The sequence below is a fragment of the Paenibacillus ihbetae genome, from assembly GCF_002741055.1.
GTDB classification, from domain to species: domain Bacteria; phylum Bacillota; class Bacilli; order Paenibacillales; family Paenibacillaceae; genus Paenibacillus_AQ; species Paenibacillus_AQ ihbetae.
In genome coordinates this window covers 6,517,326-6,537,792 of sequence record NZ_CP016809.1, presented here as the reverse complement: position 1 = coordinate 6,537,792, position 20,467 = coordinate 6,517,326, and the positions used below count along the sequence as shown (strand labels likewise).

Genomic DNA, 20,467 nt, shown 5'->3' with positions numbered 1-20,467 from the left:
GATTAATCTCGGAGCGACCTGCCTGTTAACGTCAAGAAAACGGCCTCCAGGCTGGGCTTTTCAACATTCAAGGACAAAATATCGGCTTCCGATTCGGATATGACCTGTATGATGCGGCTAACATTTTTTTCACCTTTCTTGCCTACCACATCTAAGCGGTTCCCGTTTACAACGCACTCGCTGATACTTTCGATGTTTTTGATGCCTTCCACCATATTGAAATTAACGGATGACAATTCGATCGTAATTTTCTCTTCCAATGATACAAGTGATTTCAACTCTTCCTTTGTTCCTTGAGCAATCACTCGTCCTCGATCCACGACGGCAACTTTCGTACAAATCTCTTCGACCTCTTCCATATAATGCGAGGTGTATATGATGGTCGAACCAATGCGGTTCAATTCTTTAATCGATTCCATGATATGATTCCTTGATTGGGGATCAATGCCTACCGTTGGTTCATCCATAATAATTAATTTGGGGTGGTGCAGGATCGCGCAGGCGATATTGAGCCTTCTTTTCATCCCGCCCGAGAAACCTTTAGGCCGATCTTTTCTTCGTTCCGTAAGGCCTGTGAAAGCCAGCGCCTCCTTGATCCGTTCCTTAAGCAGTTTGCCCTTCAGTCCATACAAGCGTCCAAAATAGTCCAAATTCTCCTGTGCGGTCAAATCCTCAAACAAGGCAATATCCTGGGGGACGATCCCCAGCTCACGTTTGGACTCCATCTCATTCCTGCCGATTTTCTTTCCTAAAAATCGAACCTCTCCACCGTCAAATCCTGTCAATCCTGAAAGGATGCTGATCGTCGTGGATTTACCTGCTCCATTTGGACCCAGCAAACCAAAGATTTCTCCTTCCCTTATCGAAAAACTGATATGGTCTAATGCCAAAAAATCGTTGTATCGCTTAATCAGATTGTTCACCTCTATGATCATCCCTCATACTCCTCACTTTTTTTCATTGTGTGTGTTATCATCTTACTCATGTTAAGAACGTACTCATAGTGATTAGAGGAATGAACTAAAATGACAAATGTCATGACTGCTTACTTACGGCTTGTCATGGCGTCGGTTCTCTTGGTACCGAATGTGACTGAATGTGCCTGCTCCCCTAAAAGTGGATCTTTCGAATTCAAATCCGCCAAATAAGTAATCGAAGTACCATCGGTTTCTGCTACTTATGCTTCCTATGTACGTCCCAATGGAGCCTCGAAAGCATTTCAGTAAACCCCCTTGACAGATATATCCAAGGGGATTATATTATTGTATGTACAAACAACATGTGGAGGAGGTGTGTTATGACTACACCCTTGACAAGTCAATTGCTGCAAGGTTGTTTATACTTTACGACAAATCAGGTTACCCGAACAATGACCAAAATGGCCGACGAGGCGTTTTTCCCTTCGGGGTTACCCCCCGCTTACGCTTTTGTCATGATCGCCATAAATGACCATCAGGGCATATCACAGAAAGAGCTCGGAGAGGTATTGCATATTGCACCTTCCACTATTACACTCGAAAAACTGCAGACCAAAGGGCTCTTATATACTGAACAGCAAGGCAAGCAGTCCCTCATTCACTCGACCGACAAGGGCAATGCGCTTCAAGCCGACCTTGAGGCGGCTTGGATCAACCTGTATCGCCGTTATTCAGATCTGATCAGTGTTTTCGGTAAGCAATTGACAAAGCAGCTTCATCAAGTAAGCCTGAAACTAGAGAAATAGAAAAATTTATATATTTATAGTTGTGTTTACAAACAATGAAATAACATTGGAGGGTAAAATGCCATCTAAATTATACAAACGTCAGTGGATATAAACGTTGGAACGAGACAATGGACAGCACTCATTGTCATGCTCTTGGCAGTATTTTTATCAATCTTGAACGGGTTCAGTTCAATTGTTGCCATACCGGCTATCCAGCAAAATTTACATGCTACCGATGCGCAGACGCATCTTATCCTCGCGGTCTATAACTTTGTGTTCGGAATTTTGTTGATCCTAGGCGGACGCTTGGGTGACAAATACGGCCGCAGGAAGATTTTTCTCTATGGAATTGGCTTATTTACTTTGTCTTCGCTAGGGGCGGGTCTCGCCCCCAATGCCGACATTCTTATCGTGATGCGCGGCATTCAAGGGGTTAGCGCATCCCTCATGGTTCCGCAAGTATTATCGATCATTCAAGTTAACTTTCATGGAAGAACTCGGGGGATCGCACTGGGAGCTTATGCCGCCGTCGGGGGGTTTGCGTCAACGATATCACAGCTCCTTGGCGGGTGGTTAATAACAGGGAATATCCTCGATTTGGGGTGGCGAATGATTTACCTGATTAATCTGCCGATCGGCATTGCTGCGTTTGTGCTCGCCAACTTCGCGGTGGATGAAAGTGCATCAACGGAAGCGAAAGGCAAACGAATGGATACGGTCGGTACCATACTCGTTACTCTTGCTTTGCTTACATTCAGCATTCCTTTGACATTTGGGAACGACTTGGGCTGGCCTGTCTGGTCGTTGGCGAGTTTACTGCTCACTCCTGTGCTCATTTGGTACTTTGTTCGATATGAACAAAAAATAAAAACACATCCCTTAACCTCTCCATTAATCAAATTGTCGCTTTTCAAGCAAAAGTCATTTTCACTAGGAAATTTACTGGTTCTGCTGTTTTATAGCGGCAACGCCGCTCTCTTTCTCGCCTTGCCGTTGCTGCTGCAAAATGGACTCGGCGTAACGGCCCTTGAATCGGGGATCATCTTCACTCCCCTTGCGCTTGGATTTGCTTTCATGTCGCTGACAGGTGGAAGATTGGCTGAAAAATACGGGAGGAAGACGCTTACGGCCGGCGTTCTTTTACTGGGGTTTAGTTATCTGTGTTCATTGCCCCGGGAACTTTCCTCGATCAAGCTATGTCGGGGTATGAACTGATGCCTGCTGCATTGCTTGCGGGATTGGCAATGGGCCTTCTTTCGGCCCCGATCAACTACGTCGCACTTCAGCACGTTCAAGAGGAAGAAGCAGGGTCCGCATCCGGCATCTTATCCGCTAATTTAGAAATCGCTTATGCTATTGGAACGGTGTTTGCCGGAATGATCTTCCATAGCGTCTCCTCCGGCGCCCACTTCACGTCTTCGGTTTTCCTGAACGCTTTCAACGATACGATCTTGCTTAACGGCTTGTATGCTGTATTAATGCTTGTCGTCCTTCGGCAGTTCCGTAAGGTCTCGTAACCAAAACGTTTATTTACGGGTCGAAACCGCAACCAGCTCGATGAAGAGGAGCAACGAGTCATATCAAGCGACCTCGTCCCTGAAGCGTATAACGAAAGATAACCGGTTATCCGATTCGTAGGGTAGGTAATTGTTGCAAAACGATAAGTCGGAGCCGCGCAGCTCCGACTTATTAGCAAAAACTGCAGACGATTCTCCTCTTGTAGGCGAGAGTATTTTCTAACAATTAATAATAAAGCGCAAAGATCTATTTATGAGAAATCTGGCGAATAGCGATAAAATCCAAGAAAGCCGCTAAATTAGCGACTTTCCATGAGCCTATATTCTTGTCCCTCGATTCTGTTCGCTTAAGGTGATCGAACATCCGTGGCGGCTTGTCCGACGATTCGTGAAAACATTGTTATATGAGGGCGCCTTTTATGAAACACTAACATCTCTTTTACTTAAATTCTTAAATGCCAAGTATTCCTTATTGGACTTCATATAACTTAATATCTTTTCGGCACATTCTTTTGGATTCATCTTTTCCGTATTTACTTTGAGGTCGTACTCATCAATGCTATATACCTTGTTGAACTGTGAAGCCGCTAGTCCAATAACTCTATCTCCTCTTGCTTGCTCTCTTCTAATGAGTTCTTCTTTCGAGCATATTACTCCTACAAATAACGTAGGCTGATCGAAAAACAGATCAAGACATTCATTCAACCACTTGTCGTTGTCGATTACGGTATCTACTATTACATTCACACCAATTTCTGAAAACAATTTTATTGTCGAATAGTACACGGAGAGTAAGGGATCAAAAATGATTTGTCCGATCCTTTGCTGATCTACTTCTCTTGTAGGTTCAACAACATCTAAAAATTTGGTGTTGAATTCTTTAATAAAATGATCTATTGATAAATAATGAAATGGAATCTCTGTTTGATTCATCAGTTCTATAGAAATACTAGTCTTCCCTGAACTTGAAGTTCCGTTCATTAACACAATAATCCCTTGCTTCAAACGAATCACCCTCACGTATAGGATTGGCGTAGCGTTCACATATCGTCTTATCTCTTGCCAAATTGGGAGGGCTTTCACCTTTTTTAACAGAATGTAGAAAGTACTCACCATGATTTATCTCCAGGCAGTTAAGCTGCTTACCGTAGGCACATGCTCCGTCAACACCTATCTTATCCTCAAGAGGACTAAACCAAATATCTGCAGATGAGTGCAAATAAACGCATGGCGTATGGCCAAAAACGACGATCTTATCTGTACCTGTGAGATTGTTAATGAATATGTCTCTGATCCACAAAAAATCGTCATCGGGCTGTTTTTTCCAATCCTCATAGAATGGGTTGATCCCGGCATGTACGAAGATATGAGTATCGGTTTCATGGTACAATGACAGATCATTAAGAAAATCAATGTGCGGTTGAAAGTGATTACGAATAAATTCCTTGGCTTTTATATATGTATTCCAATCAAATTGCTCCTCCAAGAAGTCAAAACCACAATAACTCTCTATCGTCTGATACCCTCCATTATTTAACCAATGAGCATTAAGGCTCTCATCATTGTTGATCAGGGCGTTTACCATCATATCATCATGGTTTCCCTTTAGTACAACCACCCCAAACTCTTCATGCAATTCCTTGACTCGCTGCACGACCTCTCTGCTCTTTATCCCTCGATCAACGTAGTCTCCCAATAAAATCAACTCATCATGTTGAGGCCTATAATTAACTTTGCTTAGCAACAAGTTGAATTCATCGAGACAACCATGAACATCACTAATTATCAATGATCTGATACAGAACCCTCCTGTCTCAGTTGAATCTTTCATAATATACTATGCCATTGCCATCACGTTTATATCGACGGGTCTTCGTTGAACAGGCTAAGGACAAACGGCTAAAATTCGCCATCTCCTGCTAGTAATATCCTAAAGCTCCTCAATACGCTTCGCTCAATATAGTTATTTCATATACCATTTAATCGCATTCTTATACAAGACTTTTTCAGCTTGATCTTTATCAAGAGTGTTGTAAATCAATTCAATATCAGAATGATCATAAGGTCTCTTTGCTCTCGTTGAAGGTAAATCGGTTCCAAACATTAAGGCATCTGGGTTAATTGAATAAATTGTACGGATAGCCTCTGTTACATCAAGATCAACCCTACCAAAGCCGGTTGCTTTTACTTTAACTCCCTTATCGACTAAAGATAGAAGGTTATTAAACCCCTCTCTTGATAAACCCAAATGATCTACCGATACTGCAGGGAGTTTTTCCAAAGTTGTTGCAATTTCAGGTAAAGAAGTAGAATCAATATATAATTCAGCGTGCCATCCTACTAACTCATGAACTCTCCTGGCGAAGTAGTCTAAACGGGAGATGTCTTCCGAACCTCCTCGCTTGACATTAAAACGAATGGCTCTTACACCGTAGCCATGCAGCCTGATTATTTCTTCATCTGACGTATCATGTGGCAATTGAGTTACACCAACAAAATTCTCACCGAGTTTTTGCAACGAATCAATGAGATAGTTTTGATCGAATCCTTGAAATGAACCCGATACAATAGCACCTCCCATTACATTTAGTTCCTGAACTTTATCTAAATAGTCTTTGCAGGTAAAGGGCTCAGGTAAGAATCCTTGATTCTCTATTAATGGAAAACGTGGGTCTATGATGTGTAGGTGTGTATCAAAAATGGTTCGCATGATATTTCTCCTCTCCTATCGCCAGATGTAAGCATTAGAAAAAGGTACACATGTGTTTCATCTAATGAAATTAAGTTTCACTAATGCTTCATCTATATTCTAACTGAAAAACACTAAGATAAAAAGCACCCAACATTGATAAAATTATATGAGTTTGTCGCATGTTTTTCTTTAGAGTCACATTTTATATGGATCCTCTTCATTAAGCTATTCCAACCCTTTAGCTTAATGAAATAGCATTGGAATTGCTTAGATTTTCATTTAACCGGTAATCGGACTAGTTCTTGTCCTACAGCTGAGGCGGAAATTAAAAGCACAAATCCAATAAGTATTCATTAAGTAAGTATTTCTTTGAGAATCCATTATCTAGGATATTCAAACCTATCCTATAATTAAGGATGTCTTATGAATACAACCTACAAGCTCAGTCAATTCTTAATACAGCATGTAAAATAAGCCGCTTGGAAAGGACCAGGTGGCTTACTCATGTCATATACACTTCCTGAAGTCTTACTTGTTGGCGGTACCGGTAATCTTCTCGAAGTACGGAGCCAGCTTGGAAGTCGCCTGCTCAAATTGCTCCTGTTCTTCTTCGGTCAGCTTCTCGGCATCTTGGACAAGACGGACCATGATCCCGTACAACCAAAACCGGTATTGCAACATAACATCTTCACTTAAATCCACATTTCTGCCGCTTTCCCGATCAATCTCACCTTTGAATCCTCCCATTACATAACTTTGAAGCCGACTTCTAAAAGAACTGCCTTATCCCCCGGAAATTATGGCCAAACAAGTTGGAATCTTATTGGAGAGAAGTCTATAGAGCATTACAGCTCCATTTCTCATACAGATATGAAGAAAATCAACCTCGAACTCGAATAAGTGATATTGTCAGGTCCTCATGAATAAAAGGCAGAAGTCGACGCTTCTGCCCTTTGATCGTTGCCCCTGCCACTATATATCTATATTTACTTCAACTCCGTCACGTTGCCGTCAATGCTGATGCTCTTGATGTCTACATCCCCTAGAAAAACGAGGTTATTCTTGCTGTCGAGATTATACAGCCATTGAAATCCGTTCTTTGTGGTACTTGTCGAGCTGACATGCAGCATCAGTTCTGATCCGTCAGCGGCAATAACCTTAACCTCCGGCGTATACTCCGGCAGTTTATCCAGCTCACCGTCGGTACGCTTGCCTTCGATAGCTACCCCGATGGAAGAAACACTAATAGTACTGAGAGACATTGCCTCCTCACCCTCATCAATCGTCAGATTCAGACTCTGCTCTCTTTGCTTCCCGGGAGAAATGGTGAATTGTACATCCCAAGGGCCTTCCACGGCTTGGGTGTTGTCCGCTGACGTGATTCGATCGGCTGTGATCCGTGCCTTCAGCCCGTCGAGGTCATTCATCGCATCCATCTCAAATACGCCGACAAGCTTTTTGTTATCGTCAACAAGCTGCTGCCCCACCATATAATTCACATTATGTTCCATATTCAGTTCAAGTGCAGGTATCGAAGCACCCTCTGGGAATGGCATGCCATCCTCTTTCATGAAGCTGACCACCAAATAACCGCTGTTGCCGACATATATCCCTTCTTCCACATTCATGGTTACCCCGGAGGCGGTATCTGTCCCTTGTATAGGTGACCGTTCGTCTTCCGCAATGGATGCGGATTGGCCGAAGAACTGCTTCAAGCTATCCATGTACTGGCTCGCAAAAGCGGTCGTGCTAAGTATCATAATCATCGCGGCAGCGATAACGATACTGGCTTTATATTTTTTTACCTTCCTGTTTTTAAACATCATCGTTTCCTCCTCTTGAATACGGTTCATCGCTCGATTCTTGATGCGTTCCATACTGATATGCTGCGTCAACTCGCGTTCCTCTTCCTCCGTAAGAAGGAGTTTCCCCAGTTCCTGATTGTCGATATTGGCCATGATATCTACAATTCGTCGCTTCACTTGCATCCATCCCCTTTCGCTATTCATTTGAAGCTTCACTCCTATAGACACGCTCCTTATAAAAATCCTACGGATTCTCGGTTTCATAATGGATGCGCAGTTTATCCTTCGCCCGGCGGATCCGGGCAGTGACGGCTTTCTCCTGCATATTCAGCCTGCTTGCAATATCCCGGACTTTCTCCAAATAGAAGTATCTGCGGATAAAGATTTCACGATCCGGTTCCCCCATATCCTGGACCATGCCGCTAATCGCTTCCTTCTCCTGTCGCAGAATAGCCAGTGCCTCTGCAGAAGGACAAGAAACCGCATCATCTTCCAGTTCCGATTCTATGACCCGCTGCCTTTTTCGCAAAACATTCAAAGTATGATTACGCGCGGCTATGGCCAGGTAAGGCTTGAGGCTATCTCCACGCAGCATGATTTTGGGCCCGTCTGTCCACAGCTTGACCAGCACGTCCCCGGTGATTTCCTCCACATCGTAGGAATTAAACCGTCCACCAGCCACCTTAGCAACCACCGCGGCTATGTAGCGTGAATATCGGTCAACCAATGTTTCAAAACATTTCGGATCTTTCCGAGCAATACCGTACAACAATGTCCGATCCTCCATGGATCCTCCCCCCTTTATAACCATCTCTTTTAGTTGAACTAAGCCCATAAATCCGGTGCTACTATATAAGACACCATTAATTCCGGAAACCCTACATGAAGTCCAATAAAAATTCACAAAAAACCGTTATCGGAACCCGATAACGGCTTAGCTGGAGCGATGAATATCTGATTTGGCTCCTCCCACACCCCATTTCCTGTTTTGCTCGCGAACTTGTGCGGCATCCGGGTTACGCATTCCCCAGCCCGGATGCGGCGACAGTTAGTAACTCCACGATATGTATGTAAGAAGTAAAGGAAACCCAGCTCTTCAACAGATAGCCAATATAAGTGAGCAACCGTTAATGAAATATTATCAAAAATATTTTTTTCTCATCAAAAAAAGTCACTCGGGAAAAATCCGGAGTGACTTTCGGCTATTTGTTCATTTCGGTGATCCAATCCTCTATAGCAAGAACAACCTTTTCTAATTGCTCTTCCTCATCAATGGCTGGATCATGATCCCCTTTTTGCTTTCCATATGATCCAAATTGTCCATGGTTCCCTCCCTCGATACTGACATACAAAGTGTCTGCAGGTAGGTTGGTTCTAGCCCTTTCCCAAGCTTCTCTGTTGAGTACTCCATCTGATGTCCCTGTTATTTGCAATACAGACAGATCTGAATCTTTTATTGAACCCGTATCATCAGCGTAAGAAGCCAAGAAAAATATTCCCTCAAGCTCCTTACTGTGTTCAGAAGCATATCTGGCTGCAAATGAACCTCCTAAAGAATGTCCCCCAATAACGTATGATTCATCGGGGTGTTCTTCAAGAAAGGAGTTGGCTTTATTTTGACCAAAAATGGCTAGATTCAGCGGCATGTCTGCAATGTATACGCGATGTCCCAGTTTTGCGAGTTCCCTCGCAAAGGGGGAATAGCTTTTCGGTTCTACCAGACCTCCAGGGTAAAAAATAATATTAGGTTCGATTACCTTCCCCATACCAGCCTCAAATTTGTAACCGTCTTTTACCTCTGTTACTTTGACCAAATTATCGCTCTGAAAAGCGAGCTCCGCTTGACTGGAAGGACTGTAGGTTATCAATTTCAGGTATATGAATAAGCCAATTGCAACAATCACGAACAATGAGCATCCCCATACCAGCCTTCTAATCCATTTGTTTTTCTTCTTCATGGTTGACACTTCCCTTCACTTGAAATAAATTAAATTATATTTACCGGTAAGTATAATTACAAGTTTAATTTGTTGATATGGATAAATTGTCATAAAATATTCCCGGAGGCTATGATGATGAATAAGGATTCAGTTGGCAATAGGATCAAGATCTTGTCCTATAAAAGGATAAGTCTTGGTCCTATAAACGTTAAACCCTCCTTATGCTCGGATCTCTGAAGGGTTATGTTCTTATCCGTCTGACGCCTGACCTCTCCTTGCCATTAAAATAAAGATAGCCGACCCATACTGGTCAGCTACCTTACGAAACGGATACTATTTTCATAATTTTAATAAAACACACGTTACCTACAGTGCAAATAAGTGAACAAGGATATCCATCTAATTTAGTAATTTGGCTACTGACCTGGTAATCCAGTAAAAAATTTCGCCGATCGTCATTACTTTTTCAGTATTATCAAATTTTTCTTCGATTCCTTTTTTGCTTTTTTTATTAGTAAGCATAATTTGATCTCCTTTGGTGATTCCTTTTTACTCAACTTATGTGTAGCTTTCATGTAGTTTTATACGAAAATAAATTTGTGAAAGTTCCGATTTTCAAAAATAATTCAGCTTAAGGTAGCAGTGAAATGCAGCTAAAAGCTTATCTAATCTAATCGGTAATCAGACTTTGTTCTTGTCCCCCGGCTATTGAGAATCCAATCAAAAAGAAACTCCGTTCCCCTTGTATGGGACATTTTTTGGTGGAAGAACAACCCCGGTTTTCTTAAGGATTCCTCCATAGAAGTTATTTTTTTAAGCTCCATGAATGAATGACTGTATTGTTCTTTTTTAAATGGCTGTACCTTATGGCATTCTTATTCTTCAGTTCATTAAATAACTTATAATAATCCTGCTCCAAGGTTTCCCAAGCACTGTATTTTCCATTTCCGTCTAATCGCACGGTTAGAGAGCTTGCATTTGTTTCGTTATACAGGATTCCATTGGACGTTTGCCAATCGGGAATTTTATCTTTCCACTCCGCAAATATAAAACCCTTCCACTTGTCCCCGAGAGCCGACATCAATAAATTTCTATTTACTGGGTTAACTCCTCTGAACATTTCTAGCCTAGGATGATTATTATCAATGAAGAAATTACCGCAATTGGAACATTGATAAACCGTTTTAAAAAGTGTGCCTATTAATGATCGGATTCTCATTGCAGCCTCTTCTTTATCTGTTGATGACGGTCCCGATTTCTCAATAGCATCGTCAATCTCGTCCAGGAGATCAAACTGATCTTGATCCGATATTAAATATCCCTTATAGGATAAATAATCCGTCGTATCGTGTATTCTTTGTCCACATTCACATCTAAAATTCATTCGTTCACCTCAAACCGGCCGCTTCTTAAAATTAGGGTTGCCATTTACAAAGTATATTGCAATATAAATATTACCACATCCTGGAGTTTTCCTGCCCGATAAGAGAAACAATCTAAAGAGAAATATACAATTTAATGGTCCAGTTTTGAATTTTCAATGTTAAACCTTTTGAAACATCCCGCTATAATGAATCGTAGTAACCATTAAGGACGGTGAAGAGAATGGAAAAAGAACGTTTATTAAGGAAACCAACTGAACAGGGAATAGAACTCACCCCTCTCGAAATACATATGCACGAGTTTGACCACAGGCTTCGTGGGTATGACCAGGACCAAGTTAACGATTATTTGGATAGGATCATTAAAGACTATGAAACATATAACAAAATAATAAAGGAGCTTCAGGAATATGTAGTTATGTTGTTAAATCATGCGACTCCTTCAAGCGTTCCTGCAGGCCTCCATCAACGACTTCGCGAACTAGAGATTCATTGTTTCGGCAGACCGAAAGATTAAGGGAGGTTCCTGTCCAGACGAGGGTATTGACACAAAAGAGGCCTTATGAGGCCCCTTTTGTGTGCTCTCTAGCAGCAATCTGCCAGCAAATGTTAGTCGGCGCTCGAGATCGCTCGCAAGGTGGGCTTCAATCATGTGAATCACTTCATACAATCCTTAAAAAAGGTCCAAGGAAAAACACCTAAAGGTTTTAGGGAATTCAGAAGCGGATTAAGGAGTTGAACACCGTGAATTACTATAAAGGAGCCATACCAGGATCAGATAACTTTATCTACTTCAAAAGTGAAGTTAAGCTTTATGAAAATGATGTTATTGTCTTAGAAGAAAAGAAATACTTCATTGAACGAATTGAAAGCGGACTACTAATTTTACAGAAAGTTGGCGCCATTGTTTCGGTTAGCGTATAAGCTTACATTTATAAATAAACAAACATAATATTGTACTACTTGTTTATACCATGTCAAAAAGCATTAAGTTGTCTTCCTGCATATGGCAATCGCTTTTTTGCAATTGAGAAATGAAGACAATACGATGTCAGGACCATCCAAATACTGCGTAACTCTGTCTGCATCGATAAACTCTATATAACAAAAAATAGACACTATCAACTTAATGGATAGTGTCTTACGTGTGCTTGGCGGCGTCCTACTCTCCCGGGACCCTTCGGTCCAAGTACCATCGGCGCAGGAAGGCTTAACGGTCGTGTTCGGTATGGGAACGCGTGGAACCCTTCCGCCATCGCCACCAAACATGATTTTTGCGCTGCGTTTGCTTCAATGATGGCTCATCAGCAAAATATCAAGCCTTAGAAAAGGCATGCAGCTTTAAAATCGTTTCAAGATTTGTTGAACCTTGAAAACTAGATACGAAACGTCTTTGCGTTGATTAGAATCCGTAGCATTTCCCGATGTGGTATCGGGGTCCCCGAAAAGTATTCGGCATTAGCTTCAAAGCTTCGCTTCACTTTTTGGGGTATTGTTTATGCTTCCGTAGCGAGCTTTCTTTCAGAAAGCTTTTAGGATAAGCCCTCGACCGATTAGTATTGGTCAGCTCCATGCATTGCTGCACTTCCACCTCCAACCTATCTACCTCGTCGTCTTCAAGGGGTCTTACATACTGGGAAATCTCATCTTGAGGGGGGCTTCACGCTTAGATGCTTTCAGCGCTTATCCCGTCCGTACGTAGCTACCCAGCCGTGCTCCTGGCGGAACAACTGGTGCACCAGCGGTACGTCCATCCCGGTCCTCTCGTACTAAGGACAGCTCCTCTCAAATTTCCTACGCCCACGACAGATAGGGACCGAACTGTCTCACGACGTTCTGAACCCAGCTCGCGTACCGCTTTAATGGGCGAACAGCCCAACCCTTGGGACCTACTTCAGCCCCAGGATGCGATGAGCCGACATCGAGGTGCCAAACCTCCCCGTCGATGTGGACTCTTGGGGGAGATAAGCCTGTTATCCCCAGGGTAGCTTTTATCCGTTGAGCGATGGCCCTTCCATGCGGTACCACCGGATCACTAAGCCCGACTTTCGTCCCTGCTCGACTTGTAGGTCTCGCAGTCAAGCTCCCTTATGCCTTTGCACTCTTCGAATGATTTCCAACCATTCTGAGGGAACCTTGGGGCGCCTCCGTTACTCTTTAGGAGGCGACCGCCCCAGTCAAACTGTCCGCCTGACACTGTCCCCGTACCGGATCACGGTACCAGGTTAGAACCTAGATACGATCAGGGTGGTATCCCAACGTCGCCTCCACACAAGCTGGCGCTCATGCTTCTTAGGCTCCCACCTATCCTGTACAGATCGTACCCAAATCCAATATCAAGCTGCAGTAAAGCTCCATGGGGTCTTTCCGTCTTGTCGCGGGTAACCTGCATCTTCACAGGTATTAAAATTTCACCGGATCTCTCGTTGAGACAGCGCCCAAGTCGTTACGCCATTCGTGCGGGTCAGAATTTACCTGACAAGGAATTTCGCTACCTTAGGACCGTTATAGTTACGGCCGCCGTTTACTGGGGCTTCGGTTCACAGCTTCGGAGTTGCCTCCTAACCGCTCCCCTTAACCTTCCAGCACCGGGCAGGCGTCAGCCCGTATACTTCGCCTTGCGGCTTCGCACAGACCTGTGTTTTTGCTAAACAGTCGCTTGGGCCTTTTCACTGCGGCCCCCTCGGGCTATTCACCCTACCGAGGCACCCCTTCTCCCGAAGTTACGGGGTCATTTTGCCGAGTTCCTTAACGAGAGTTCTTCCGCGCGCCTTAGAATTCTCTTCTCGCCTACCTGTGTCGGTTTGCGGTACGGGCACCTTCACCTGACTAGAGGCTTTTCTTGGCAGTGTGAGATCATGACCTTCGCTACTGTAATTTTCACTCCCCATCACAGCCCAGCCTTACGATGTGCGGATTTGCCTACACATCAGCCTCACTGCTTGGACGGACATCCATCAGTCCGCGTCACTACCCTCCTGCGTCACCCCATCGTTCATAACGGTTTACGGTGGTACAGGAATTTCAACCTGTTGTCCTTCGACTACGCCTTTCGGCCTCGCCTTAGGTCCCGACTTACCCTGAGCGGACGAGCCTTCCTCAGGAAACCTTGGGCTTTCGGCGGATCAGATTCTCACTGATCTTTTCGTTACTCATACCGGCATTCTCACTTGTATGCTGTCCAGCGCTCCTTACGGTACACCTTCAACCCACATACAACGCTCCCCTACCCCTGAATCGACTTCACTCCGCCTTCGAAGTGTGTTTAACCCCTGAGAGCATTTGGTCACCCTTGATTTCATCTCAAGTCTGACATAAATGTTCATCTCAGGCTCACTACCTCAAAGAAGCAGTGAAGTCGATTCAAGCCATAGCTTCGGTGGTGTGTTTAGCCCCGTTACATTTTCGGCGCAGAGTCACTCGACCAGTGAGCTATTACGCACTCTTTAAATGGTGGCTGCTTCTAAGCCAACATCCTGGTTGTCTGTGCAACTCCACATCCTTTCCCACTTAACACACACTTGGGGACCTTAGCTGATGGTCTGGGCTGTTTCCCTTTTGACAATGGATCTTAGCACTCACTGTCTGACTCCCGGACATAAGTCTATGGCATTCGGAGTTTGACTGAGCTTGGTAACCCTTGCGGGCCCCGCACCCAATCAGTGCTCTACCTCCACGACTCTTCATTCCGAGGCTAGCCCTAAAGCTATTTCGGGGAGAACCAGCTATCTCCGAGTTCGATTGGAATTTCTCCGCTACCCCCACCTCATCCCCGCACTTTTCAACGTACGTGGGTTCGGGCCTCCAGTGCGTGTTACCGCACCTTCACCCTGGACAGGGGTAGATCACACGGTTTCGGGTCTACGTCCACATACTAAAATCGCCCTATTCAGACTCGCTTTCGCTGCGGCTACGGCTTCTCGCCTTAACCTTGCATGGGAACGTAACTCGCCGGTTCATTCTACAAAAGGCACGCCATCACCCATCGATCGGGCTCTGACTTCTTGTAAGCACACGGTTTCAGGTTCTATTTCACTCCCCTTCCGGGGTGCTTTTCACCTTTCCCTCACGGTACTGCTTCACTATCGGTCGCTAGGGAGTATTTAGCCTTAGCAGATGGTCCTGCTGGATTCATACGGGGTTTCACGTGCCCCGCACTACTCGGGATCCGTCTCGGAGGGTTCACATTTTCGATTACAGGGCTTTTACCTTCTATGGCCGGCCTTTCCAGACCTGTTCGTCTAATCTAAACCTTTGTAACTCCATGTGAGACGTCCCACAACCCCAGAGAGCAAGCTCTCTGGTTTAGGCTGTTCCGCGTTCGCTCGCCGCTACTGACGGAATCACTCTTGTTTTCTCTTCCTCCAGGTACTTAGATGTTTCAGTTCCCTGGGTATGCCTCCTCGCATCCTATGTATTCAGATACGGGTAACTGGCTATTACACCAGCTGGGTTTCCCCATTCGGACATCCCCGGATCGAAGCTTGCTTACAGCTCCCCGAGGCAGTATCGTTGTTCGCCACGTCCTTCATCGGCTCCTAGCGCCTAGGCATCCTCCGTGTGCTCTTAGTAGCTTAACCATGTCGCTCCAGTTTCGTGCCATGTGCTCTGTTGTCCGCTTGTTTCCTGAATGGATAAAACCACTCAATGGTGAAACAAGCTTCCAAAGGATCACCTGTCACGAATCTTTCGCTCTAACGCTACTCTTTCACTTCTTGGTCAATCACTTGACACAAGTCGTTAGAGAAGGATATTTCTAAAACGCAAATTCGTTTCGTTATCTAGTTTTCAAGGATCAAATTCCTTCGGTCATTTAGCGACCGGAAGAATATCGTATCAATTCTCAGCGCTCTTGTCTACAAGAAAGATCTGGAATCAACAAGCTTGAGAGGTTGAACTCTCAAAACTGACCAACGAGTGAGTAGGTCGACTTTACTTCGTAAAGCCTATTTATCCGGCAGCTTGCGCTGACCGTATTTGTACCGCTTCGCTGCGGAAGCGAGGTACTCCATAGAAAGGAGGTGATCCAGCCGCACCTTCCGATACGGCTACCTTGTTACGACTTCACCCCAATCATCTACCCCACCTTCGGCGGCTGGCTCCCGTAAGGGTTACCCCACCGACTTCGGGTGTTGTAAACTCTCGTGGTGTGACGGGCGGTGTGTACAAGACCCGGGAACGTATTCACCGCGGCATGCTGATCCGCGATTACTAGCAATTCCGACTTCATGCAGGCGAGTTGCAGCCTGCAATCCGAACTGAGACTGGCTTTTTAGGATTGGCTCCAGATCGCTCCTTCGCTTCCCGTTGTACCAGCCATTGTAGTACGTGTGTAGCCCAAGTCATAAGGGGCATGATGATTTGACGTCATCCCCACCTTCCTCCGGTTTGTCACCGGCAGTCACCTTAGAGTGCCCACCTTAAGTGCTGGCAACTAAGATCAAGGGTTGCGCTCGTTGCGGGACTTAACCCAACATCTCACGACACGAGCTGACGACAACCATGCACCACCTGTCTCCTCTGTCCCGAAGGCCGCCTCTATCTCTAGAGGATTCAGAGGGATGTCAAGACTTGGTAAGGTTCTTCGCGTTGCTTCGAATTAAACCACATACTCCACTGCTTGTGCGGGTCCCCGTCAATTCCTTTGAGTTTCAGTCTTGCGACCGTACTCCCCAGGCGGAATGCTTAATGTGTTAACTTCGGCACCAAGGGTATCGAAACCCCTAACACCTAGCATTCATCGTTTACGGCGTGGACTACCAGGGTATCTAATCCTGTTCGCTCCCCACGCTTTCGCGCCTCAGCGTCAGTTACAGCCCAGAGAGTCGCCTTCGCCACTGGTGTTCCTCCACATATCTACGCATTTCACCGCTACACGTGGAATTCCACTCTCCTCTTCTGCACTCAAGTTCCCCAGTTTCCAGTGCGTCCCGAAGTTGAGCCTCGGGTTTAAACACCAGACTTAAAGAACCGCCTGCGCGCGCTTTACGCCCAATAATTCCGGACAACGCTTGCCCCCTACGTATTACCGCGGCTGCTGGCACGTAGTTAGCCGGGGCTTTCTTCTCAGGTACCGTCACTCTCATAGCAGTTACTCTATGAGACGTTCTTCCCTGGCAACAGAGCTTTACGATCCGAAAACCTTCATCACTCACGCGGCGTTGCTCCGTCAGGCTTTCGCCCATTGCGGAAGATTCCCTACTGCTGCCTCCCGTAGGAGTCTGGGCCGTGTCTCAGTCCCAGTGTGGCCGTTCACCCTCTCAGGTCGGCTACGCATCGTCGCCTTGGTGAGCCGTTACCTCACCAACTAGCTAATGCGCCGCAGGCCCATCCTCAAGTGACAGATTGCTCCGCCTTTCATAACCCCGCCATGCAGCGGATTTAATTATCCGGTATTAGCTACCGTTTCCGGTAGTTATCCCAGTCTTGAGGGCAGGTTGCCTACGTGTTACTCACCCGTCCGCCGCTAAGCTAATGGTTTCCCGAAGGAAACCGTTGCTCCGCTCGACTTGCATGTATTAGGCACGCCGCCAGCGTTCGTCCTGAGCCAGGATCAAACTCTCCAATAAGGATTTTTCGAGTGGATACTTCCTGGATCACTCCAAGAAAATATCCAACCGTTCGAGTTTGTAGCTCATTTAGAAAAACTGACGAGAATTTGTTCAATTCTCTATTGTAACTCCCCGCCGAAGCGGTTCGTTTTACTCACTCGTTGTTCAGTTTTCAAAGATCAACCTTTTCGTTACCGGCGAAACACGTTCGCAGCAACAACTCTTATAATATATCACTTTCCATCCATCTAAATCAACAAGTAAAAAGTTCCAATTTCTTGTGATCGTTCTTTTTATTTGTTTACTTGTCAGCAGCTTTCTTGCTGCCGGATTTATAATATAACATAATCTCTTTTCGATTATAAGTTGTAAAATATTCCGGGTGTTGATAAAGACTAATCAATGTTTAAGCAATTTCGAGTAGGCAGTCGATGTACGGTGAACCGTCCCACGCAGTTTCTAGACAAAACGCATTACTCCCGCCAAATCAGTTCAACTGTATGCAATTAACCTGGTCGTATTGTTCAAATGGGAAAACCACCTCCCGGCCACTCTCTAATCCTGGATCCGCCCCACATATCCCTACTATTTCTGCAAAATTCTTGTTGAAGCATGCTTCGTTAACCGTCGCTAGCCGTTTCATCCATAAGGGTGCTACGCAGACGACGAACGTCCCGGATTGGTGGCTGCCCAAACATCCGCGCATATTCCCTGCTAAAATGCGATGGGCTCTCATATCCAACCTGAAATGCAGCTTCGGCGGCATCGATGGATCCTGTCAGGAGTAACCGGCGTGCCTCTTGCAATCGGATCTGTTTCTGAAACTGGATCGGACTCATCCCTGTGACTTCCTTAAAATAATCGTATAAAGACGAAGCGCTCATGCGAGCCTCTGCGGCTAAATCATCGACGCGCAGGGGCTGGGCAAAGTCGCGATTAAGCTTTTCAACGACTCCTGCGATGCGTTGTGCATGACTTCCGATAACTGCAATCTGCTTCAGCGAAGCGTTATTTTCTTTCTGAAGCACCCGGTAAATAACCTCGCGCATAGCGTAAGGCGCAAGCACCGGGATATCTTGCGGCGCTTCGATCAATTTTACAAGCCGCAGCACTGCATCCAGGAGGGCATGGTCGATTTGGCTTACCTTTAGTCCCCGGCATGTTTCATTTCCTGCTCTCATCGAATCTCCGGCAGCCTGAATGACGTCAACAATCTGTTTCATATCGAAAATGATCTGCGCACTGAAATATGGTGTTTCACTCGAAGCTTCCATCACCTGTCCAGTAATCGGCAGATGTACCGATGCGGTTAAAAAGCTGTTTGAATCATATTGGTACATCTCCTGCCCTAATATAACTACCTTGGAACCTTGAGCTACGACGCAAAGAGAAGGTTCATAAACGGAATAAACCGGCTCGGACGTCCTGGAAGCACGAATCAGGCGCAAACCGGGAACTTTCGTGTCATGCGTTCCGTCTTCTAGCGTGAATTTCTCTATGATATGTAGAAGTTCCTTTCTTTGTTTCTCGAACCATGCATCCATTAGTCTTCCCCTTCTTTTTACTGATGTAATTAACCTTACTTTATCTTTCTCTGGAGGATTTGACAATGATCCTGCAGGATCCGGCTACCGACTCTCCGCTCGAAGTTGCGATAATCGATATGTAAAAAAATGCGTTAGCGGAATGGGAGACCTATCCATAAGCAAACTTACAAGGTAGGTAAATGACAGCCCAATACACGCAAACGAGACGAGAGGAGAAATTGTATGAGTACACCAAACGAACAAAACCATCCATATGTCGGCATGTGGGTGACCAAAGACGGTTATATTCGACATGAACTGCTGCCGAACGGGCGGTATGACGAGGCACGCGGTAATCGAAAAAGCGCTTATCAAGGCCGGTATACCATTATAGGCGACCATATTGAGTACGTAGATGATACCGGGTTTACCGCAGACGGTGATTTCCGGGATTCAGTGCTTTACCACGCCGGTATGGTTCTCTATCGTGAGGAGTAGGAGATTTCCTTGTTTAGTTTATTAATTAGTTACCGTTTAATCGAACAATTAGCATAATCAAATGGAAGAGGAGAAATGTTTCATGTCAAAAATCCAGGGTAAAGTTGTTGTCATTACAGGAGCAAGCAGCGGGATTGGTGAAGCGACGGCCAAGCTTCTTGCCAGTCAGGGAGCGCATGTTGTTATGGGGGCCAGACGCGTGGAAAGACTGGCAGCTTTGGCTTCGACGATTGAGACAGAAGGAGGCTCGGTACTATTTCAACAGCTGGACGTGACGAATATCGAGCAAATGCAGTCCATCATCCGCTTGGCGCAGACCCGGTTCGGCCAAGTCGACGTCATTGTAAACAATGCCGGCGTAATGCCCCTCTCTCCTTTGGCTGCCTTGAAAATTGAGGAATGGAACCGAATGATTGACGTCAATATTCGCGGAGTTCTGCATGGCATCGCTGCAGGTCTTCCCATCATGAGAGAGCAGCAATCCGGTCATATCATTAACTTGGCTTCCATCGGTGCCTATGCAGTGTCACCAACGGCAGCAGTCTACTGTGCAACCAAATATGCCGTTCGCGCCATCACGGAAGGCTTGCGGCAGGAGGTTGGAGCAGACATTAGGGTAACGCTGGTTTCCCCGGGCGTAACACAGTCTGAGCTCGCAGAGGGCATTTCGGATGACGAGGCCAGGGAACTCATGAAAACGTACCGACGTGACGCTCTGCCTGCTTTTGCCATTGCCCGAGCTATTGCTTATGCGATTGAGCAACCGGCAGATGTCGACGTCAATGAGTTAGTGGTGCGGCCAACTGCCCAGCTTGCATAACAATGTGACAGAGAAAGGACCTGGAGCAACG

At 45.4% G+C, this 20,467-nt stretch carries 17 protein-coding genes, 3 rRNA genes and 2 pseudogenes; 8 read left to right on the top strand and 14 right to left on the bottom strand.

Features of this window, described 5'->3' with window-relative positions; all coding sequences use genetic code 11:
* Positions 1-2 precede the first annotated feature (2 nt).
* On the bottom strand, positions 3-935 hold the full coding sequence (locus BBD41_RS29415) for an ABC transporter ATP-binding protein (protein ID WP_099480319.1): 933 nt from the start codon (positions 933-935) through the stop codon (positions 3-5).
* 362 nt (positions 936-1,297) lie between these two features.
* Here BBD41_RS29415 and BBD41_RS29410 point away from each other — a divergent pair, with 362 nt between their 5' ends.
* The 3 genes from BBD41_RS29410 to BBD41_RS29400 all read left to right on the top strand — a co-directional run bounded on the left by BBD41_RS29410 (position 1,298) and on the right by BBD41_RS29400 (position 3,222).
* Entirely contained in the window at positions 1,298-1,723 is a 426-nt protein-coding gene (locus BBD41_RS29410) for a MarR family winged helix-turn-helix transcriptional regulator (protein ID WP_099480317.1), read from the top strand.
* Positions 1,724-1,852: 129 nt separating this feature from the next.
* Complete coding sequence (locus BBD41_RS29405; RefSeq protein WP_157929352.1) at positions 1,853-2,920, top strand: MFS transporter; 1,068 nt, start codon at positions 1,853-1,855, stop codon at positions 2,918-2,920.
* Positions 2,920-3,222 carry an MFS transporter gene (locus BBD41_RS29400; RefSeq protein ID WP_099480313.1) on the top strand — a complete coding sequence of 101 codons (303 nt, stop codon included), beginning with the start codon at positions 2,920-2,922 and terminating at the stop codon, positions 3,220-3,222. Before BBD41_RS29405 ends, BBD41_RS29400 begins: the two co-directional genes overlap by 1 nt.
* Before the next feature lie 417 nt (positions 3,223-3,639).
* On the opposite strand, the gene BBD41_RS29395 is transcribed toward BBD41_RS29400, so the two are convergent.
* The 9 genes and pseudogenes from BBD41_RS29395 to BBD41_RS29355 form a co-directional block, all read right to left on the bottom strand.
* Positions 3,640-4,227, bottom strand: coding sequence for a chloramphenicol phosphotransferase CPT family protein (locus tag BBD41_RS29395; protein ID WP_077566368.1), 588 nt, complete (start codon positions 4,225-4,227; stop codon positions 3,640-3,642).
* Positions 4,172-5,053, bottom strand: a complete 882-nt coding sequence (locus BBD41_RS29390; protein ID WP_099480311.1) for a metallophosphoesterase family protein — start codon at positions 5,051-5,053, stop codon at positions 4,172-4,174. Before BBD41_RS29390 ends, BBD41_RS29395 begins: the two co-directional genes overlap by 56 nt.
* Positions 5,054-5,185: 132 nt before the next feature.
* Positions 5,186-5,932 carry an amidohydrolase family protein gene (locus BBD41_RS29385; RefSeq protein ID WP_099480309.1) on the bottom strand — a complete coding sequence of 249 codons (747 nt, stop codon included), beginning with the start codon at positions 5,930-5,932 and terminating at the stop codon, positions 5,186-5,188.
* Positions 5,933-6,442: 510 nt separating this feature from the next.
* On the bottom strand, positions 6,443-6,595 hold the full coding sequence (locus BBD41_RS30155; RefSeq protein ID WP_206098277.1) for a hypothetical protein: 153 nt from the start codon (positions 6,593-6,595) through the stop codon (positions 6,443-6,445).
* Positions 6,584-6,694: pseudogene (locus BBD41_RS29375) on the bottom strand (TetR/AcrR family transcriptional regulator); the annotation flags it as partial. The gene BBD41_RS30155 and the pseudogene BBD41_RS29375, both read right to left, overlap by 12 nt.
* A gap of 206 nt (positions 6,695-6,900) precedes the next feature.
* The gene (locus BBD41_RS29370; RefSeq protein ID WP_237086969.1) at positions 6,901-7,923 is read right to left on the bottom strand and encodes a hypothetical protein; all 1,023 of its coding nucleotides are present in this window, start codon (positions 7,921-7,923) and stop codon (positions 6,901-6,903) included.
* 40 nt (positions 7,924-7,963) lie between these two features.
* On the bottom strand, positions 7,964-8,506 hold the full coding sequence (locus BBD41_RS29365; RefSeq protein WP_007131486.1) for an RNA polymerase sigma factor: 543 nt from the start codon (positions 8,504-8,506) through the stop codon (positions 7,964-7,966).
* 415 nt (positions 8,507-8,921) lie between these two features.
* A complete protein-coding gene (locus BBD41_RS29360; RefSeq protein ID WP_007131487.1) occupies positions 8,922-9,677 on the bottom strand; it encodes an alpha/beta hydrolase in 756 nt (251 codons plus the stop codon).
* 787 nt (positions 9,678-10,464) lie between these two features.
* Positions 10,465-11,043, bottom strand: coding sequence for a hypothetical protein (locus BBD41_RS29355; protein ID WP_077566371.1), 579 nt, complete (start codon positions 11,041-11,043; stop codon positions 10,465-10,467).
* A 221-nt stretch (positions 11,044-11,264) separates the two neighbouring features.
* Here BBD41_RS29355 and BBD41_RS30520 point away from each other — a divergent pair, with 221 nt between their 5' ends.
* From BBD41_RS30520 to BBD41_RS29340, 3 genes and pseudogenes are all read left to right on the top strand, one after another.
* Positions 11,265-11,558: a DivIVA domain-containing protein gene (locus tag BBD41_RS30520; RefSeq protein ID WP_007131490.1), complete on the top strand. Its 294-nt coding sequence runs from the start codon at positions 11,265-11,267 to the stop codon at positions 11,556-11,558.
* Between the two features lie 105 nt (positions 11,559-11,663).
* Positions 11,664-11,780, top strand: a pseudogene (locus BBD41_RS30410) (AraC family transcriptional regulator); the annotation flags it as partial.
* A 5-nt stretch (positions 11,781-11,785) separates the two neighbouring features.
* Positions 11,786-11,965 (top strand): hypothetical protein, encoded by a 180-nt coding sequence (locus tag BBD41_RS29340; RefSeq protein WP_007131491.1) that lies wholly within the window; start codon positions 11,786-11,788, stop codon positions 11,963-11,965.
* 225 nt (positions 11,966-12,190) lie between these two features.
* On the opposite strand, the gene rrf is transcribed toward BBD41_RS29340, so the two are convergent.
* The 4 genes from rrf to BBD41_RS29320 all read right to left on the bottom strand — a co-directional run bounded on the left by rrf (position 12,191) and on the right by BBD41_RS29320 (position 19,136).
* Positions 12,191-12,307: ribosomal RNA gene (gene rrf / locus BBD41_RS29335) — 5S ribosomal RNA — on the bottom strand.
* Positions 12,308-12,574: 267 nt separating this feature from the next.
* A 23S ribosomal RNA gene (locus BBD41_RS29330) occupies positions 12,575-15,621 on the bottom strand.
* Between the two features lie 434 nt (positions 15,622-16,055).
* Positions 16,056-17,610, bottom strand: a 16S ribosomal RNA gene (locus BBD41_RS29325).
* The 16S, 23S and 5S rRNA genes sit together here, the layout of an rRNA operon.
* A 602-nt stretch (positions 17,611-18,212) precedes the next feature.
* Positions 18,213-19,136: an AraC family transcriptional regulator gene (locus BBD41_RS29320; RefSeq protein WP_099480307.1), complete on the bottom strand. Its 924-nt coding sequence runs from the start codon at positions 19,134-19,136 to the stop codon at positions 18,213-18,215.
* A gap of 225 nt (positions 19,137-19,361) precedes the next feature.
* On the opposite strand from BBD41_RS29320, the gene BBD41_RS29315 reads away from it, so the two are divergent.
* The gene (locus BBD41_RS29315; RefSeq protein WP_007127996.1) at positions 19,362-19,616 is read left to right on the top strand and encodes an Atu4866 domain-containing protein; all 255 of its coding nucleotides are present in this window, start codon (positions 19,362-19,364) and stop codon (positions 19,614-19,616) included.
* A gap of 82 nt (positions 19,617-19,698) precedes the next feature.
* On the top strand, positions 19,699-20,436 hold the full coding sequence (locus tag BBD41_RS29310; protein WP_099480306.1) for an SDR family oxidoreductase: 738 nt from the start codon (positions 19,699-19,701) through the stop codon (positions 20,434-20,436).
* Positions 20,437-20,467 lie beyond the last annotated feature (31 nt).

Excerpts from the sequence above, each read along its gene's own strand:
- BBD41_RS29415 (WP_099480319.1), bottom strand. The coding sequence starts at position 935 with ATGATCATAGAGGTGAACAATCTGATTAAGCGATACAACGATTTTTTG.
- BBD41_RS29410 (WP_099480317.1), top strand. The coding sequence starts at position 1,298 with ATGACTACACCCTTGACAAGTCAATTGCTGCAAGGTTGTTTATACTTT.
- BBD41_RS29405 (WP_157929352.1), top strand. The coding sequence starts at position 1,853 with ATGCTCTTGGCAGTATTTTTATCAATCTTGAACGGGTTCAGTTCAATT.
- BBD41_RS29400 (WP_099480313.1), top strand. The coding sequence starts at position 2,920 with ATGCCTGCTGCATTGCTTGCGGGATTGGCAATGGGCCTTCTTTCGGCC.
- BBD41_RS29390 (WP_099480311.1), bottom strand. The coding sequence starts at position 5,053 with ATGAAAGATTCAACTGAGACAGGAGGGTTCTGTATCAGATCATTGATA.
- BBD41_RS29385 (WP_099480309.1), bottom strand. The coding sequence starts at position 5,932 with ATGCGAACCATTTTTGATACACACCTACACATCATAGACCCACGTTTT.
- BBD41_RS30155 (WP_206098277.1), bottom strand. The coding sequence starts at position 6,595 with ATGTTGCAATACCGGTTTTGGTTGTACGGGATCATGGTCCGTCTTGTC.
- BBD41_RS29370 (WP_237086969.1), bottom strand. The coding sequence starts at position 7,923 with ATGAATAGCGAAAGGGGATGGATGCAAGTGAAGCGACGAATTGTAGAT.
- BBD41_RS29365 (WP_007131486.1), bottom strand. The coding sequence starts at position 8,506 with ATGGAGGATCGGACATTGTTGTACGGTATTGCTCGGAAAGATCCGAAA.
- BBD41_RS29360 (WP_007131487.1), bottom strand. The coding sequence starts at position 9,677 with ATGAAGAAGAAAAACAAATGGATTAGAAGGCTGGTATGGGGATGCTCA.
- BBD41_RS29355 (WP_077566371.1), bottom strand. The coding sequence starts at position 11,043 with ATGAATTTTAGATGTGAATGTGGACAAAGAATACACGATACGACGGAT.
- BBD41_RS30520 (WP_007131490.1), top strand. The coding sequence starts at position 11,265 with ATGGAAAAAGAACGTTTATTAAGGAAACCAACTGAACAGGGAATAGAA.
- BBD41_RS29320 (WP_099480307.1), bottom strand. The coding sequence starts at position 19,136 with ATGGATGCATGGTTCGAGAAACAAAGAAAGGAACTTCTACATATCATA.
- BBD41_RS29315 (WP_007127996.1), top strand. The coding sequence starts at position 19,362 with ATGAGTACACCAAACGAACAAAACCATCCATATGTCGGCATGTGGGTG.
- BBD41_RS29310 (WP_099480306.1), top strand. The coding sequence starts at position 19,699 with ATGTCAAAAATCCAGGGTAAAGTTGTTGTCATTACAGGAGCAAGCAGC.